General features: G+C 75.8%; 11 protein-coding genes. 4 read left to right on the top strand and 7 right to left on the bottom strand.

Translation table 11 applies throughout. The annotated features are described in order from the left end of the window. Positions 1–43 precede the first annotated feature (43 nt). On the top strand, positions 44–733 hold the full coding sequence (locus C892_RS0110820; protein ID WP_017557196.1) for a SanA/YdcF family protein: 690 nt from the start codon (positions 44–46) through the stop codon (positions 731–733). Positions 734–745: 12 nt separating this feature from the next. On the opposite strand, the gene C892_RS0110815 is transcribed toward C892_RS0110820, so the two are convergent. From C892_RS0110815 to C892_RS0110805, 3 genes are read right to left on the bottom strand one after another with little or no spacing between them, the layout of a single operon-like run. Continuing rightward, positions 746–2,203 (bottom strand): hypothetical protein, encoded by a 1,458-nt coding sequence (locus tag C892_RS0110815; protein WP_017557195.1) that lies wholly within the window; start codon positions 2,201–2,203, stop codon positions 746–748. Between the two features lie 9 nt (positions 2,204–2,212). Then, positions 2,213–2,899, bottom strand: a complete 687-nt coding sequence (locus C892_RS0110810) for a SanA/YdcF family protein (RefSeq protein WP_026124291.1) — start codon at positions 2,897–2,899, stop codon at positions 2,213–2,215. A 24-nt stretch (positions 2,900–2,923) separates the two neighbouring features. Then, positions 2,924–6,229 carry an NB-ARC domain-containing protein gene (locus tag C892_RS0110805; protein ID WP_026124290.1) on the bottom strand — a complete coding sequence of 1,102 codons (3,306 nt, stop codon included), beginning with the start codon at positions 6,227–6,229 and terminating at the stop codon, positions 2,924–2,926. 325 nt (positions 6,230–6,554) lie between these two features. On the opposite strand from C892_RS0110805, the gene C892_RS0110800 reads away from it, so the two are divergent. After that, the gene (locus tag C892_RS0110800; protein WP_017557193.1) at positions 6,555–7,916 is read left to right on the top strand and encodes a YjiH family protein; all 1,362 of its coding nucleotides are present in this window, start codon (positions 6,555–6,557) and stop codon (positions 7,914–7,916) included. A gap of 155 nt (positions 7,917–8,071) precedes the next feature. Continuing rightward, positions 8,072–10,195 (top strand): UvrD-helicase domain-containing protein, encoded by a 2,124-nt coding sequence (locus C892_RS0110795; RefSeq protein ID WP_017557192.1) that lies wholly within the window; start codon positions 8,072–8,074, stop codon positions 10,193–10,195. A gap of 638 nt (positions 10,196–10,833) precedes the next feature. Here the strand turns inward: C892_RS0110795 and C892_RS0110790 are convergent. Further along, the gene (locus C892_RS0110790) at positions 10,834–11,751 is read right to left on the bottom strand and encodes a type IV toxin-antitoxin system AbiEi family antitoxin domain-containing protein (RefSeq protein WP_017537122.1); all 918 of its coding nucleotides are present in this window, start codon (positions 11,749–11,751) and stop codon (positions 10,834–10,836) included. Between the two features lie 375 nt (positions 11,752–12,126). Here C892_RS0110790 and C892_RS0110785 point away from each other — a divergent pair, with 375 nt between their 5' ends. Continuing rightward, positions 12,127–12,999, top strand: a complete 873-nt coding sequence (locus C892_RS0110785; RefSeq protein ID WP_017557191.1) for an EI24 domain-containing protein — start codon at positions 12,127–12,129, stop codon at positions 12,997–12,999. Positions 13,000–13,294: 295 nt separating this feature from the next. Here the strand turns inward: C892_RS0110785 and C892_RS0110780 are convergent, their stop codons facing one another. From C892_RS0110780 to C892_RS0110770, 3 genes are all read right to left on the bottom strand, one after another. Continuing rightward, positions 13,295–14,434 (bottom strand): D-alanine--D-alanine ligase family protein, encoded by a 1,140-nt coding sequence (locus tag C892_RS0110780; RefSeq protein WP_017557190.1) that lies wholly within the window; start codon positions 14,432–14,434, stop codon positions 13,295–13,297. Between the two features lie 110 nt (positions 14,435–14,544). Next, the gene (locus C892_RS0110775; protein ID WP_017557189.1) at positions 14,545–15,780 is read right to left on the bottom strand and encodes a trans-sulfuration enzyme family protein; all 1,236 of its coding nucleotides are present in this window, start codon (positions 15,778–15,780) and stop codon (positions 14,545–14,547) included. Positions 15,781–15,790: 10 nt separating this feature from the next. Then, the gene (locus C892_RS0110770; RefSeq protein WP_017537126.1) at positions 15,791–16,801 is read right to left on the bottom strand and encodes an NAD(P)H-dependent glycerol-3-phosphate dehydrogenase; all 1,011 of its coding nucleotides are present in this window, start codon (positions 16,799–16,801) and stop codon (positions 15,791–15,793) included. Between the last annotated feature and the right edge of the window lie 29 nt (positions 16,802–16,830).

Genomic DNA, 16,830 nt, shown 5'->3' with positions numbered 1-16,830 from the left:
CCGGGCGGGGAACCCACGCCCGGGCCCGGGCGTCGCACCGGGCATGGGTCGATTCCGCGGGCCGGGCCCGCTCCTCGGAAACCGGCGCCGGGCCTGGGCGGCCGCGGCCGCCGCCCTCTGCGCCGTGCTGCTCCCCCTGCCCTTCGCGTGGTTCCACCTGTCCTCCTCCGGACTGCGCAGCGGCGCCGACGAGGTCCCCGAACGGCCGGTCGCCCTGGTGCTCGGGGCCGGGCTCGACGAGGACGGCAGGCCCCGGACGATGCTGTCGCGGCGCCTGGACATCGCGGCCGAGCTGTACCACTCGTCGAAGGTGGACGCGGTCCTGGTGAGCGGCGACAACAGTCGCGAGGGGTACAACGAGACCGACGCGATGGCCGACTACCTGGCGGCCGTGGGCGTGCCGCGGGACAAGGTCGCCGCGGACTACGCCGGGTTCAGCACCTGGGACTCGTGCGCGCGGGCGCACCGGGTGTTCGGGGTCGAGGCGGCCACCGTGGTGACCCAGGAGTTCCACCTGCCGCGCGCGCTGGGGCTGTGCCGGGCGGCCGGCATCGACGCCGTGGGCGTGGGCGACCCCAGCGGGGACCGGAAGCCCTCCGACACGGCCTACGGATACGTTCGGGAGCTCCCGGCCGGCTACAAGGCGGCCGCCCAGGCCCTCTTCCGTCCCGACCCGGTCTTCCCGGGGCCGCCCGAGACGGACGTGGAGGAGGCGCTGGCCGCGCCCCGCTGAGGCGGCGGCCCGTCAGCCCCCGAAGAGGCGGCCCAGCAGACTCTTGGGGCGCTCTTCGGCGGCCTGTCCGGATGCGGCCTCAGGAGCGGCGTCTCCGTCCTGGGCCTCCGAGGCATCCTCCTCCTCGTCGTCGTCCACGCCGACGTAGTCGCGGAAGGCGTCCCGGTCGGCGGGCAGGGACCAGGCCTGGACCGTGTCCCCGACACCCTGCTCCTCCCAGTCGGCCTCCGGCAGCTCGGCCACGGACCACAGCACCCGCAGCAGCCGGTCGGGCTCGCCTCCCCCGTCTTCGGCGAGCGCCTTCTCCATGGCCTCGGCGGCGTCGGCCGGCCCGCTGCGCGGGCCCAGCACCGACTCCAGGGCGTCGCCGACCACGGCCGCGGCGGACGGCCCGGCCTTGGCCAAGGCCTCGGGCAGGATCCGCGCCCGCAGCTCCGCCGCCGCGTCGCCGCAGCGGCCCAGCGCCAGGTAGGCCAGCACCACCGGCTCGACCACGCCGGGGTGCGGCCAGGCGTCGTCGAAGAGCGCGGTGAAGCCCACCCGGGTCCCGCCCAGCTCGCCGAGCTTGTCCAGCGCCTGGACCGGCGCCCGCTCGCCGTGGATCAGGGCCAGCGCGCACGCGGCGGCGAACGCCCGGTAGAGGTTGCCGGCCTCCATCTCCTCCACCAGGGCCACGGTGGCGGTGGCGTCGGAGGGGTCGCCCAGCATCCCCAGGGCGAACAGCTCCGCGGCCAGCGGGCGGCGCCACTCCTCCTGCATGCGCACCCCGGTCCCGGACTGGCGGGCCTCCCGCCGGGCCTGGTCGACCATACGGGTGCGGATCCGGGAGACCGTTCCCTCGGCCGCCTCGGGCAGGAAGGCCAGGATGGACACCGCCCACTCGGCGGTCGAGTTCATCCCCCGGCGGTTCTCCCGGCCCTCCAGGAGCCCGGTGAGCGCCTCGGCCCGCTCGGCGACCGCCGCGCGGGTGTCCAGCTCGGCCTTGAGCAGCCCGGCCCCGCCTTCCAGGCCCAGCACGCCGAAGCGCGCGGACATGCGCCGGTAGGCCTGCTCGTCGGGGGCCTCGGCGCTCCACTGGCGGTACTGCTCGCGCGCCTCCTCAGGGGCGGCGGCCACCGCCCAGGCGACCTCGTCGCGCCACAGGTCGGTGTCCCAGAAGCGGGGGACGACCGCCAGCGGCACGGGAACCACGAGCTCGAACAGCAGGCTCAGCGCCTCACCCGGCGCGGCCGTGTCCGGGTGGCAGGCGATGTCGGCGAGGAAGCCCGCCGCCTCAGGGGCGGCGAGGTACCCGGGCCCGGGGTGGCGCAGGATGTCGTAGAGCGCGGTGACCGCGTCCATGGAGTCCGTACCGCCTCCGGCGATGGTCTGCAGCAGGCCGGGGATCTCGTCGCCCCGCTGCGGCGCCAGCCGCACCCAGTCGACGTCGTGCACTCCCTGAAGCGGCGCCCGGCCGGTGTTCGCGTCCATGGGAGCCGATTATCCCCGTCCGCCGACCTCCGGCGCGACCCGGTGCCCCTCCGCGGCCAGGAGCGCGTCCCGCACGTCGTCCCGGGGCGAGCAGGTGCGGAACGGGGCGGGACGGGACAGGGCGTCGCCCAGCGCGCGGGCGTTGGCACCGATCTCGCGCACATGGCCGAGCGCGGTGGCGCGCGGGCGCGCCCGCCAACTGTCGTCTCCCACGCCCACGGCGTCGATGCCGGCCGCCACGGCCAGCGCGAGCGCGCGCGGCAGGTGGAACCCCTGGGTGACCACGGTGGCGGAGTTGATCCCGTAGACGTCACGGGCACGCACGAAGCTGTCCCAGGTGCGGAAGCCGTAGGGGTCGGCGGCGATGCAGGCCGCAGGAACGCCCGCGGCCACCAGGTAGGCGCTCATCCCGTCGGTCTCGCACCCGGACGCCTCGCGGTTGTCGCCTGAGACCAGGACGGCGCGCACCCGACCCGTCCGGTGCAGCAGCGCGGCCAGGTCGAGCCGCCGCGCCAGCAGCAGGGAGGGCCCATGCGGCTTCATCCCCGCCCCGAGCACCAGGGCCACCGGCCGGACGGGCACGTCCTCGGGGCCGAACCGGCGCCCCAGCGCCGACGCGTGCGCCCAGGCGGTGGGCCCAAGGGCCGCTGCCGCCGCGCTCCCGGCGGCCAGTGCCGCCCGCTTCGCTGCTCCCACAAGGCGACCCTACCGGGGCCGGGCTCAGTGGATGGGCCACAGCCGCGCGATCTCGGGATACTTGGCGGCGATCCGGTCGCGGAACTCCACGGCCTCGGCCCGCAGCTCCCGCCACCCGTGCTCGTCCGCCCGGCGCACCGCCGCCTCCAGCTCGTCGGCCACCCGCCGCAGCTCGGCGCCGTCCACCCACATGATGCGGGCGCACAGGATGAGCACGGCGGTCTCCCCCGCGCTGTTGCCCCGCTCGCGGTAGAGCCGCAGCGCCTGCCGGGCGTGCCGGTGGGCGTCGTGCAGCGCGCCGGCCAGCGGCTGGGGGACGGTGCGCTCCAGCCGCTGGCCGGGCGGGGAGACCGCGTGGTAGAGGTCCTCGGCGGCGATGTGGTGGGTGCGCGCCTCCCAGCGGAGGTCGCCCGGCTCCCCCGAGCGCTGGCCCGCCTGGCTGAGCGCGCCGAATCCGGCGGCCGCGGCCGCGAAGGCGCGCTCGGCGTCGGGGAACGCACCGGCGCGCACGAGCACCCGCCCCAGGGTCAGGCGCGCGCGCTGCACGCCCCACTCGTCGCCCATGCGCTCCATGAGCACGATCGACTCGCGCACCAGGGCCATGCGCCCGCGCGCGGACCAGGCCCGCCGCAGCCGCCGCGCGGTGCGGCGCAGCACCGCCGGGTCGGCCTCCGCGCGCGCGGCGCGGACCGCGTTCTCGTCGCCGAGCAGTTCGGCGAGCCGGGCGGTGATCCGGTCGCGGCGGCCCCGCGCGTCCTGGACCGCGCCGCCGAGCACCGCTGCGGCGCCGTCGCCGCGCACCTCACGCTGGGCCCCGGCGTCGAACCGCGCCCGCCTGCCGACCCGGGCCACCTCCTTGAGCAGCGACTCGGCCGTGCGCCACTGAGCGCGCAGCGCCTTCTCATCCAGGCCGCCCAGGACGCGCAGGCACTGGGCGGCGTACCAGAGCCGCTGTTCGGCGCGGAAGCGCGCGCACAGCTCGCTGAGCTCGTACCAGGCCCGCAGCTGGTGGCCTTCATCGGCGTGGACCTCGGAGAGCATGACCCGGGCCAGGTCGCTCTGGCCGGTGTCGCCCTCCTCGGCGAAGAGGTCGCACGCCCACCGCAGCAGGTCCGAGGCGGGGCCCAGGCTGCCGATGTCGGCGTTGAGCTCGGCGAGGTTGTACAGCGTCCGCGCGCGCCACCAGCGCTCCCCGTGCCGGGCCATCACCGCCTCGGCGCGCTCCAGCTCCTCCTTGGCGCCGTCCAGCTCGCCCCAGCGCTGGAGGCAGACCCCGCGCGCGCGGCGGGCGCGGGCCAGCCAGCGCTCGTCCACACCCTTCTGCTCGAAGGCGTAGAGCGCGCGCTCGGCATAGACGACGCCGGGTCTGTACTGCCCGCGCGCGCCGGACAGCTCCGAGGCGTCCAGCAGGGCCATGCCCAGGGCGTGCAGGTCGCCGTGCCCGTAGGCCAGAGCAAGCTGGGCCTCGACCGCCTGGTCCCACTCCTCCCAGTGGGCGCGCAGGGCCTGGCACATCACCGCGAAGGCGCGCGCCAGCCGCCAGCCGAGCCGGGCGTGGCCGGCGTCGGCGGCCAGCCACAGGCAGCCGAGCAGGACCTCGCGCTCCCGGTCCAGCCAGGCCGGCGGGTGCTCCGGGCCGGCCAGCCCCAGGCCCCCGTCGTCCCCGGGGCCGGGGTCGGCGCCGGCGATCGGCGGCCGGGGGAAGCCCGCGTCGACCCGGTGCTGGTCGGCGGCGGCGCGCTCGACCATCCAGGTGTAGGCGGCCACCAGCCTCCGCCCGGCCTCCCGGGCCGCCTCGGGCGACCACTCCCGGCGCGCCTCCTCGGGGTCCACGCCCAGTTCGGCCGGGCCGAGCGTGCGCATGGTGTCGTGCACCAGCTGGTGCATCCGGTACCGGTGCACCCCGTCGTCGGCGCGCCCGATCGGCTCGATCAGGGACAGCCCCACCAGCTCGGCCAGGACCTCGGCGGCGCGGGCCCGGTCGGCGTCCAGCAGCGCGGCGGCACCGTAGTCGGCGACCTCCCGCATGCCCGTGGCGGCCATGCGGTGCAGCAGGCGGGCGGCCTCGGTGCCGCAGAGCCGGAACACCCCCAGGAAGGAGGCCGGGAACCCGGTCGGACCCAGCAGCGGGGTGCCGTCGGTGCTGCGCAGCTTGTCCAGCAGCTCCTCGGTGTCCTCGCCGCTGTGCGAGGCCAGGCGGGTGCCGCACATCTTCAGGGCCAGCGGCAGGCCGTGGCAGTGGGAGGCGATGGTGCGGCGCAGCGCGCGCTCGTGCTCGCGCTCCCGGGCGTCCGAGGGCAGGGGGACCTGGCGGTCGAGGAGTTCGGCGCCCTCGTCCTGGGTCAGCCCTTCCAGGTGCTCTTCGACATAGGAGAACCCGACGTCGTGGAAGGGGCGGCGGGAGGTGACGACCACGGCGCTGTAAGGGCTGTTCGGCAGCAGCGCCGCGACCTGTGCAGGGTCCTGGGCGTTCTCCAGCACCAGGAGCAGGCGCCGCCCGGCGGTGCGGCTGCGCCAGGCCTCCTCCAGGTGGCGGCGGGGGCCGCGGGGGCTGTCGCCGGAGGCGCCGAGCAGCTCCTCCAACAGGTCCGGGACCGTGCGCGGGCGCGAGGAGGCGGCGGCCGCGGCGAACTCGGCCGCCCGCTCGGCCGCCGGATCCCCCTCGTCGGGCCCGGACCGCCCGGGCAGCCGGCGCAGGCGCCGCGGGAGCACGTCGCGCAGGCGCATGCGGGCCGCCGCACCGCCGGGCGGCTCCTCGCCCTCCTCCTCGTCGGGGCTGGTGCCGGTGGTCAGGTCCACCCACCGGGAGCCGTCGGGGAAGCGGTCCTGCACGTCCCGGGCGATCCGGTTGGCCAGCTGGCTCTTTCCGGTCCCGGGGGCGCCGGTGACCACCACGACCAGCGGCGGGGTGTGCCGGCCGGGGAGCAGCCACGGGCGCAGGCGCGCGGCCAGGCCGCGCCGGCCGGGCCGGGGGAAGCCCCGGAACAGGCGCCGGAGCCGCCGCCGCTGCTCGCCGTAGCCGGTGAAGTGGGGCTCGGGGTGCAGCAGGTTGTCGCCGCGCCCCTCCCGCCAGAAGGGCTGTGCGCCCCGCCCCGCCGAGGTGCGCCGCACGTCCCGCACGATGAAGGGGAGCTGGGCCAGGGCGCCGATGACCACCAGGCCCCAGATCGCCTCGTTGGGCAGCCAGTCGAGCAGGTCGGGGGCGTTCTGCAGGACCGTGGCCGCGATGGACAGGCAGCCCCACGCCGCCCATCCGGCGGCGTGCGCGCTCAGGCGGCGCCGGGAGACCGGCCCGGCGGCGGGCGGCTGGGGGGTGGGCCGCTCGGTCATCTGCTCCTCATTCCCGGCCTCGGGGGCAACGCCCTGATGCTCTCAGACCGCCTGCTGCGCACCGGGTCCCGCATCCGCCCCGGGGCGCCGGACGCTCGCGGGGTCACCGGTTCGGATGCGCCGGGCCGCGACCGGGTTCGCGCGCGGCCCGCTCCGACCGGCCGCGCCACATCCTGTCTGGTATTTGGGACACCCGTGACCGGATCAGTGCAGGTCAGCGGAGGTGCGCCCGCCCGTCGACGGCGGAGGGGCCCCAGAGGGCCGGGGCGGCGCGTGTGACCTGGCGAACAATGGGCCGCGTCACACCCGTCGCGGAGGTCTCCCCATGTCAGACGCCCCCCGGTCCGCGGCACCGGCCGCGGCGCCTCCCCGCACCGCCGCCGTCCGGTTCGCCGCGGCCACCCTCACCGGGCTGTTCTTCTTCCTGCTGCCGCTGCGCGTGGACGGCGCCTGGACCATCCCCTTCGACCTGCTGGTGAGCGCGATCCGGGACGGCGCGCCGACCCTGGTGCGCTTCACGGTGCTGGCCATGATCGCCCTCTCGGCCCTGCTCACCCTGGGCGCGGCGGCGCAGCGCGCACTGGGGCGCACCGGGCCGGCCGACCTGTCCCCTTTCGCCACCGGGTGGGTCTTCACCGCCGTCCGCCTCGCCGGGGCGGCCGTGGCGGTGATGGTCGTCTCCGGCACCGGGCCGGCCGCCCTCCTCGACGAAGGCGTGGGGCCGATGATCTTCGACAGCGTCGTGGTGGCGGTCGCGGTGATCGTGCCCATCGGGGCGGTCTTCGTGACGCTTCTGGTCTCCTACGGCGGCCTGGAGTTCATCGGCACGCTCGCCCGCCCGGTGATGCGCCCGCTGTTCCGGGTGCCGGGGCGCGGCGCCCTGGACGCCTTGGCCTCGTTCGTGGGCTCCTACTCCATCGGGCTGTACGTGACCAACCGGATGTACCTGGAGGGGCGCTACAGCGCGCGGGAGTCGGCGACCATCGCCACCTGCTTCAGCAGTGTCAGCCTGGGCTTCTTCGCCGTGGTGGCGGCCACCCTGGACCTGATGCCCTACTTCCCGCTGATCGTGGGCTCGGTGCTGGGGCTGTCGGTGGTCCTGGCGGCGGTCCTGGTGCGCATCCCGCCGCTGTCGCGCAAACCCGACACCTACGCGGCCGAGCCCCGGCCCGAGCCCGAGCCCGAGCCCGAAGGCCCCCTGGTGCGCACGGCGGTGCGGCGGGCCGTGGAGCGCGCGGGCGCCTCCCGCGGGGTGGCCCGCGAGTGCGCGACCGGGTTCGCCGAAGGGGTGCGCCTGGCACTGGTGATCCTGCCGACGATCCTGGCGGTGGGCACCGCCGCGGTCCTGGCCGCCCAGCACACCCCCGTCTTCGACTGGCTCGGCCGTCCCCTGGAGCCGGTGATCGCCCTGCTGGGCATCCCCGACGCCGACGTCGTGGCCCCGGCCTCCCTGGTGGGGCTCAGCGAGATGTTCCTGCCCGCGCTGTTCGCGACCGGGGCGGCCGTGGAGGCCAAGTTCTTCGTGGCGGTGCTGTCGCTGACCCAGCTGCTGTTCTTCTCGGCGACCATCCCGCTGCTGCTGGAGCTGGACGTGCCCGTCCGGCTGCGCGACTGCCTGGCCCTGTTCGTCCTGCGCACGGCCCTGTCGATCCCGCTGATCGCGCTGATCGTGCACCTGGTGTTCTGAGGGGACCACCATCCGGGCGATTTGCGGACGGCCGGCGGACGGCCGCCCGGTCTTGGCCGCTTCGGGCCACTCGGGCGGTTTGTCCGAGGCCTCCGCGAGAATCGGGCATGTAAGGCGAGACGCAAGTGGCTTGCGCGCCGGATGTGAGGAGGCCCATGCCCCAGCTGGCCATCGATGCGACGTGTCTGCCCCAGTACGACAAGCTCGACCGGCCCACGCGCGAACGGCTGCGCGCCGCCACCCGCATGTTCAGGGAGCTCCCCCTGGACGCCCTGCTCGCCCACCCCGACCTGCGCATCCGCTCGCTCCCCGCCGGGCAGGACCCCCGCATCCGCACCTTCCGGATCAGCGACTCCTGGACCGGGGTGATGCTCGCCCCCGAGTCCGGCGAGACGTTCCTGCTGGTCCACCTGCTGCCCCGGGACACCGCCGAGGGCTGGGCCCGGGACCAGCGGCACGACGTCAACGGCGTCATGGGCACCCTGGAGCGGCGGGACGCGACCGCGCTGGAGAAGACCGTCCCCGAGGAGCCCGCCCCCGAGGAGCCGGCCGGCCCCTTCGACGCCGTCTCCGACGGCGACCTGGAGCGGCTGGGCGTGGACCCCGAGATCCGCCGCTTCGTCCGCAGCCTCGGCTCGGCCCGGGAGCTGGCGGCCTGGCGCCCCGCGCTGCCCCAGGACCAGTTCGAGGTGCTGTCCGCCCTGGCCGAGGGGCACCCGGTGCGCCGGGTGCAGGAGGAGGTGGTGGCCCCGCGCCGGCCGCGTGTGGGGGCGGTCGCCACCGACGACTACGACGCCGCCATCCGCAACACCCGCGAACGGGTCATCGTGGTCGGCGACGACCAGGAGATCGAGGACGTGCTCGCCGGGGAGTTCAACGCCTGGCGCGTCTTCCTCCACCCCAAGCAGCGCGACCTGGCCTACCGGCCGCGCTTCGGGGGCCCGGCCAAGGTCACCGGCGGTCCCGGCACCGGCAAGACCGTCGTCGCCCTGCACCGGGTCAAGCACCTGGCCGAACACCTGCCGCTGGACGGGCGCATCCTGCTCACCAGCTTCACCAACGCCCTGGTGGACTCGCTCAAGGGCAACCTGGCGCTGCTGCTGGATCCGCCGCTGCTGGACGACGTGGACGTGGTGACCATCGACAAGCTCGCCCTGGACGTGGTCCGCCGGGCCCACCCGGACATGCGGCTGCGCACCGACACCCGGGGCGTGTTCGCCAACATCGCCCGCCAGCACGGGCTGGCCTACCCGCCGGACTTCCTGTACTCGGAGTACCGGCACGTGGTGATGGCCCAGCAGATCACCACCTTGGAGGGCTACCTCGACCCCGACGCGCGGCGCGGCCGCAGCACGCCCCTGGCCGCCGACCAGCGGCGCGCGGTCTGGCACGCCATCAGCGAGGCCCGCGCGCTGATGCGCACCGGGCGCGCGCTGCCGGCCGAGGAGATGCACGCCGAGGCCGCCCGCCTCCTGGCCGAGCGGTCGGAGGCGCCCTACACCAGCGTCGTGGTCGACGAGGCGCAGGACCTGCACCCGATGCAGTGGCGCACGCTGCGGGCCGCCGCAGCGGAGGGGCCGGACGACCTGTTCATCGCGGGGGACAACCGCCAGCGCATCTACGACAACACGGTCTCCTTCAAGCGGCTGGGCATCAACGTGGTGGGCCGCTCCTACCCGCTGCGCGTCAACTACCGCACCACCCGGCAGATCCTGGACTGGGCGGGCGGCATCGTCGCCGGGCGCACCACCGAGGAGCTGGGCGGCTCGGCCCCCGAGCCGGAGGGGGCCGACCGGTGCGTGCTCAGCGGCCCCGAGCCCCGGCGGCACGGCGCCGCCGACGAGCCCGCCGAGCTGGACGCCCTGGCCGAGCAGGTGCGCGGCTGGCTGGCCGAGGGCATCGCCCCGGCGGACGTGTGCGTGACCGCCCGCACCAACCGGCAGCGCGACGCGGTCGCCGCCCATCTGCGGGCCCGCTCGCTGCCGGCGGCGGCGTTCAACCCGCGCGAGCAGGCGGTCACCGACGCGGCCGGGTCGGTGCGGGTGGCCACCATGCACGGGGTCAAGGGCCTGGAGTTCCGGGCGGTGGCGGTCACCGGAGCCACCGCGGCGGCACTGCCGCTGCTGGACCACGTGACCCCGGCCGAACAGGACGAGAACCAGCACCGGGCGGACCTGGAGGCGCAGCGGTCGCTGCTGTACGTGGCCTGCACACGGGCCCGCGAACACCTCTACGTCTCCTGGCACGGCACCCCCAGCCCGTTCCTGCCCGAGACATGAGCACCGGGGACCGCGCCGGTCCGGTCCGCGCCGGTCCGGTCGTGTCCACTGGAGCGGCGCCTTCACCCGAGGCCCGGGCCGACACGGTGCGCCGACGGTCACCGTAGAAGCCGGCGGCGCGAGACCCGGGGCGGGCGGGCGCCCCGCCCCTGCCCCTCGGCCCGCTCCCCCTCGGCAGGCGGACAATCGGGGGCATTGCGGGCACCGTGGAACCGAATCCCGTTCTGGTCTGGCCGGGATCGCGCCCGGGAGCCGCCGTGGGGCGTCGATCGGCGCACTTCCCCCCTCCCCGAACCGTGACGGCGCGTATTCACCCAGGTCAGAAGGGGGTGCTGGTCCCGGCGCCGGCCGGGTGGGGCGCCGCGGGCGCGTCCGGGCGGCGACCGGGCCCACCACGCGCCCGGCCCGGACCGCGAGAGGCCCGACGGCCGACCGGAGGCCCCGGGGAACCGCCCCGCCTCTTCGTCGCCGCCCTCCCACTGCACCCCGGCGGCCCGCCGCCCGCCCGGCAGGCGCGAGCGGGGCACCGGCCGTGCCGTCGTCGCTCCTCCCGCGCAACCGGTGGGCCTTCGCCGGGGGTTCGTGCGTCTCCGTGCGTCCACCCGATGCACCGGCCGGGCGCCCGGGCCGACGCGAGATCAGGGGGCCTGGGAGCGGGCTTCGCGGACCATTTCGGCGATCTGGTCGGGGTGGCGCAGGTCGCTCCACGTGAAGCGGAGCAGCACCAGGCGGCCCGGGGCCGTCGCCATGCGGTTGTGCCGTCTGCGGTCGGCGAAGAGCGCGTCCGGCAGCGAGTGCGGCCCGGCGCCGTCGGCCTCGGCCGCCACCCCCCACTCCGGCCAGGCCAGGTCGGCGCGGCCGGCCAGCTCCCCCTCCGCGGTGAACACCGGGTACTGCAGCTCCTGCGGGGCCAGGCCGCGGTCGGCCAGCACCAGACGCAGCCGGGTCTCGAAGGTGCTCTCGGCCCGCCCGTCGGCCTGCCCCCACCACGGGCGGCTGCGCGGTGCGCCGAGCCTGCCCGCGTTGGCGGCGGCCAGCTCCTCCAGCTCGCCCGGGTCGACCAGCCCCAGGTTGAGCGCCGAGTCCAGCACGCTGACGGCGGTGAAGCGGTCGGTCACCAGCACCGTGTCCCGGAGGGTGCGGGCCGGGGTGGTCAGGCGCAGGCCCCGGCGCACCGTGGTCTCGCCCGGCGGCACGTCCCAGCCGTACCGGCGCACCCCCGCCGAGGCCCCGCCGCCCCGCCCCGGTGCGCTGACGTGCACGTGCTCGTACCCGGGACCGGGCAGGGGCCCCTGGACGCCCCAGAGCCGGGCGGCGGTGGGCCCGACCGCCACCGCCCGGGGCCCCAGCGACAGCTGGACGGCCTTGACCCGGGCGGCCAGCGGCAGCGGCCCCGGCTCCACCCGGTAGACGTTGGGCCGGACCCGGGCCCAGCGCCGGGAGCGCACGAGCCGGTCGATCGCCCGGTCCGCCAGCCCGCAGCCGCGGGCCTGGTCGCGGGAGACGACCCCGTGCTGGGAAGCGGCCAGGGAGGTGAGGGCGGCGAAATCGTCCATGCCCCTCATGGGACAGCGGCGGCGCACCCGCCCGCCAGTGGGCCGCCCCCGCCTGTGGACGGTTTCCGCCCCCTCACCGGGATCCGCCGTGCCCTCGGGGACGGCCTGGGCTCCGGTGATCCGGGGGCTCCCCGAGCGGGCGACCGCGGCGGGGCCCGGGCGGGCCGGCGACCGCCGGATTCACAGCGGCTCGGGCCCGTTCCCTCCCCGGACCAAGGGCCGCGGCTTCCTTGAGGGGAGCAAGGTGATCCCCTCCGCAAACGGCCCGACGGGTGTCGTCGTCCCTGGCGGGCGGCCATGGCGGAGCGATGCCGGGCGGCCCCGCCGGGAATCGCGGGATCCGGCGGCCGCCGCCACTCGGTAGGCTCACCGACCATGATCTCCGCCGTTCGCGACGTCTTCTCCGGGGCAGGGCTCCTGCTTCGCGGGGCCGGCATGGTTCTGAGCCGGCCCAAGCTGTTCTTCCTGGGCGCCATCCCCCCGCTGTTCACCTCGCTGCTGTTCCTCGGCGCGCTCATCGCGCTGCTGCTCAACATCGGCGACCTGGCCGCCTGGGCCACCCCCTTCGCCAACGACTGGTCCGAGGGCTGGCGGACGACCGTCCAGGTCACCGCCGGGGTGCTGATGGTGGGCGGCGCCGTGCTGGTCATGGTGGTCGGCTTCACCGGCCTGACCCTGGCCCTGGGCGCGCCCCTGTACGACCTGATCGCCGAGGACGTGGAGGAGCGCCTGGGCGGCGCTCCGGAGGTCGACGAGTCGCTGACCGGGTCCATCGCGCGGTCGGTCCGCCAGTCGCTGGTCCTGGTGCTGGTCTCGGCGCTGTTCGCCGTGCCGATGCTGATCGCCGGGTTCGTCCCGGTCGTCGGGCAGACGGTGGTGCCGGTGGTCTCGGCCCTGGTCGGCGGGTTCCTGCTCGGCATGGAGCTGGTGGGCGCCGCCTTCGACCGGCGCGGGATGCGCCGCCTGGCCGACCGCCGCCGCGCGCTGTGGTCCCGCAAGGCGCTGTCCCTGGGCTTCGCAGTGCCCGCCTACCTGCTGCTGGCGGTGCCGTTCGTGGCCGTGCTGGTGTTCCCCGCCGCGACCGCCGGCGGCACCCTGCTGGCCCGCCGGGTCCTCCCCGCCGTGCCGCCGGGCGCCCCGCAGGTCCCGCCCGGCCCGGCCGCGCCCGCCGCACCGCCGGTTCCTCCCGGACCCCCACACGGTCACCCGCCGGCGCCGCCCCAGGGGTTCACGCCGCCGGGCCGCTAGAGACGGGGCCGGAGAATCCGGTGCGCGGCCGGTGGTGGCCGTAGCGGCCCGAAAAGGCCGGTCCACCGGCGTGCCGCGCGACCCCGGATATGCCCGGTCGAAGGCAGGGGCGTACCGGGGTGGAGCCGGAGGGCCTTCTGGGGGAACCGGCGTTGACCTCGCAGTCCACAGTCGCAGTCCGCACCGGAGCCGGAAAGCCCCCTTCCTTGTGCGACCGCCGCTTCAAACGTGCGGGCCGATACCACCGCCCTGGCGGATGGCGTCCGCTGGAGTGGCGCGGCCCGCGGAACGCGCCTCAGCGCAGGCCGGCCGGGCGGTCCAGGGCCGTGGTGATGAGGCGGTCCACCAGCGCCGCATAGTCCACGCCGGTGGCCGCCCACATCTGCGGGAACGCCGAGCTGGGGGTGAACCCCGGCATCGTGTTGAGCTCGTTGACGTAGACCTCGCCGTCGTCGCCGTAGAAGAAGTCCACCCGCGCCAGCCCTTCGCACCCCATGGCCTCGAAGGTGCGCACGGCCAGGGCGCGGATGCGCTCGATGACCTCCTCCGGCAGGTCCGCCGGGATGGTCAGGCTGCTGCTGGAGAGGTACTTGGCCTCGAAGTCGTAGAAGTCGAACCCGTCGGCCACGTGGATCTCGGCCGGCAGGGACGCCTCGGGAGCGGCCCCGCCGACGCCCTGCAGGACGCCGCACTCGACCTCGCGCCCGGACAGGGCCGCCTCCACGATCACCTTGGGGTCGTGCTCGCGCGCGGTCTCGATGGCGGCCACGACCGCGTCGGTGTCGGAGCCGTCCGACACCTTGGTGATACCGACGCTGCTCCCGGCGCGCGCGGGCTTGACGAACAGCACCTCGCCCAGCTTGGCGATGTCGTCCAGCACCCGCCTGCGCTCGGTCCGCCACTCGCGGTCGGTCACCGGCACGTAGGCACCGGTGGCGATGCCGTGCCCGGTGAGCATGGCCTTCATGAAGACCTTGTCCATCGAGGCGGCGCTGGCGAACACGCCCGCGCCCACGTAGCGCGCGCCCATCATCTCGAACAGGCCCTGGATGGTGCCGTCCTCGCCGTAGGGGCCGTGCAGCAGCGGCAGCACCACGTCGACCTCCCCCAGGCGCTGCGGGACCGCGTCGGGCTCCAGCACCGCCAGGCCGGACCCGGAGTCGAACGGCAGCGCCAAGGCCTGCCCGCCGCCCGCGCCCTCCACGGTCGGCAGGCGGTCGCCGTCGATCGCCAGGCGGTCGGGGTCACCGGAGGCCAGAACCCACTCGCCGGTACGGGTGATGCCCACCGGCACCACTTCATAGCGGTCGGTGTCGATCACCGACAGGACACTGCCCGCCGTGACGCAGCTGATCTCGTGCTCGGAACTGCGCCCGCCGAAGACCACGGCGACGCGGACCCTGCCCTGCTCGGTCGTTCTGCGCTGCTCGGCCATACTGCCCGACCCAATCTCGCCTCGTAGAGATCCGGGCGCCGCGGCGGCGCTCCGGTACTGTCCGATCGGCCCCGTCCCCCGGTGACCGCATACCCGCCCAGGCCCGTCCGTCACGCCCCGCCGCAGGCGTCGAGCGCCGCGAGTGCGTCACGGACCAGGTCCCGCGGGTCCTCCAGGCCGATGGAGAAGCGTACCGCGCTCGCCGCGATGCCCGCCCTCTCCAGCTCGGCGTCGCTCAGCTGGCGGTGCGTGGTGGAGGCGGCGTGCCCGGCCAGGGTGTGCGTTCCTCCCAGCGAGGCGGCCACGTCGGCCAGCTCCAGCGCGTCGGCGAAGGCCATGCCCTCCTTGCGGCCGCCGTGCAGGGCGACGTTCACCACCGCGCCGCAGCGGCCTGCGTCGAAGAGCGCGCGGGCGAGCCCGTGCCCGGGGTGCCCGGGGAGCGAGGGGTGGTCGACCCGGGCGACCGCGGGGTGGGCGGCCACCGCGGCGGCGAACTCGGCGGCGGTGGCGCACTGGCGTTCCATGCGCAGCGGCAGCGTCTCCAGCCCCCGGTGGAGCAGGTAGGCCTCGTCGGGCGCCAGGGTGGGGCCCAGGTCGATGCGGGCCGCGCGCACCCGGGCGATCGGCTCGGCGAACCCGACGGCCGCGCCGCCGGTGGCGTCGCTGTGCCCGCCGATGTACTTGGTGGCCGAGTGCAGGACCAGGTCGGCGCCGTGCTCCAAGGGGCGGCACACCGCCGGAGAGGCGAAGGTGGAGTCCACCACCAGCAGGGCGCCGCCGTCGTGGGCCGCGCGCGCGAGGGCCGGCAGGTCGGCCACGAGCATGCCGGGGTTGGACAGGGTCTCGGTGAACACCAGCGCCGTCTCCGGTCGCATCGCGGCGCGCACCTGGTCGATGTCGCCGGCGTCCACGAAGTCGGTCTCCACACCGAAGCGGCGCAGCAGCCCGTCGAGGAGCGAGTAGGTGTTGCCGTACAGCGCGCGCGAGGCGACCACGTGCGACCCGGCCGAGGTGAGCGCCAGCAGCGCCGTGCTGATCGCCGCCATGCCCGAGGCGAAGGCCTGCCCGTGCACCGGCCGGTCGGCGCCGGCGCCCTCCATGGCCGCCAGGGCGGTGGCGAAGGCGTCGGCGGTGGGGTTGTCGATGCGGGCGTAGGAGTAGCCGCCGCGGGCCCCGTCCAGCACTTCGGCGTAGTCCTGGGAGGCCTCGAAGGCGTAGGTGGTGCTGCGGTGCACCGGCGGGCGCATGGGCCGCTCGCCCTGGGGCCCGTCCCCGATGGGCAGCCGCACCGCCCGCGTCGCTTCGCCGTACCGGCCGTACCGGCCGTACTCGCCGGACTCGCTCATGGTCGCCTCCTCAGACTCCGTACCGCTCGGGCTTGGCGGTGCGCGCCATGAAGGCCTGCAGCGCCTCGGCCGGGGACAGCTCGTGGTGGATCATGCCGACCACCGCCTCGGTGATGGGCATGTCGATCCCGTTCGTGCGCGCGAGCGCCAGGATCGACTCGCAGGACTTGACCCCCTCCGCGGTCTGCCGGGTCCGCTCGACGGCCTGCTCGACGGTCAGCCCCTTGCCCAGCTGCTCGCCGAAGGTGCGGTTGCGCGACAGCGGCGAGGAGCAGGTGGCCACCAGGTCCCCCATGCCGGCCAGCCCGGCCAGGGTGTGCTCGTCGGCGCCCAGCGCGACGGCGAGCCGCACGGTCTCGGCCAGCCCGCGGGTGATCAGCGCCGCCTTGGCGTTGTCGCCGAAGCCCATGCCCACGGCCACCCCCACGGCCAGGGCGATCACGTTCTTGACCGCGCCGCCCAGCTCGGCGCCGACCAGGTCGGTGCTGCTGTAGGGGCGGAAGTAGGCGGACTTGCACAGGTGCTGGAAGCGCACCGCGGTGGGCTCGTGCGGGCAGGCCACCACGGCGGTGGCCGGCTGCCGCTCGGCGATCTCGCGGGCCAGGTTGGGGCCGGTGACCACGGCCACCTGCTCGGCGGGCAGCCCCAGCTCGGCGGTGATCACCTCGCTGGCCCGCAGCGAGGTGCCCAGCTCCACGCCCTTGATCAGGCTGACGACGACGGTCCCGGGGGCGATGTGCGGCGCCCAGTCGCGCAGGTTGGCCCGCAGCGACTGGGAGGGCACCGCGACCACGGCGAACTCGGCGCCGCTGAGGGCCTTGGCCGCGTCGGTGGTGGCCGAAAGGGCGGGGTTGAGCTCGATACCCGGCAGGTAGTCGGGGTTGGCGTGCCGGGTGGTGATCGCCTCGGCGACCTCGGCGCGGCGTCCGTGGACCTCCACCTGGGCCGCGCCGGCGTCGGCCAGCACGTTGGCGAAGGCGGTCCCCCACGAACCGCCGCCCATGACCGCGACCTTCGTCATGCGGCCCCTTTCTGAAGCTCCTGGTCCTG

This window comes from Nocardiopsis baichengensis YIM 90130, from assembly GCF_000341205.1.
Taxonomy (GTDB): domain Bacteria; phylum Actinomycetota; class Actinomycetes; order Streptosporangiales; family Streptosporangiaceae; genus Nocardiopsis_A; species Nocardiopsis_A halophila.
Note: the sequence above shows the minus strand (reverse complement) of the source record. Positions and strands in the feature narration are given on the sequence as shown.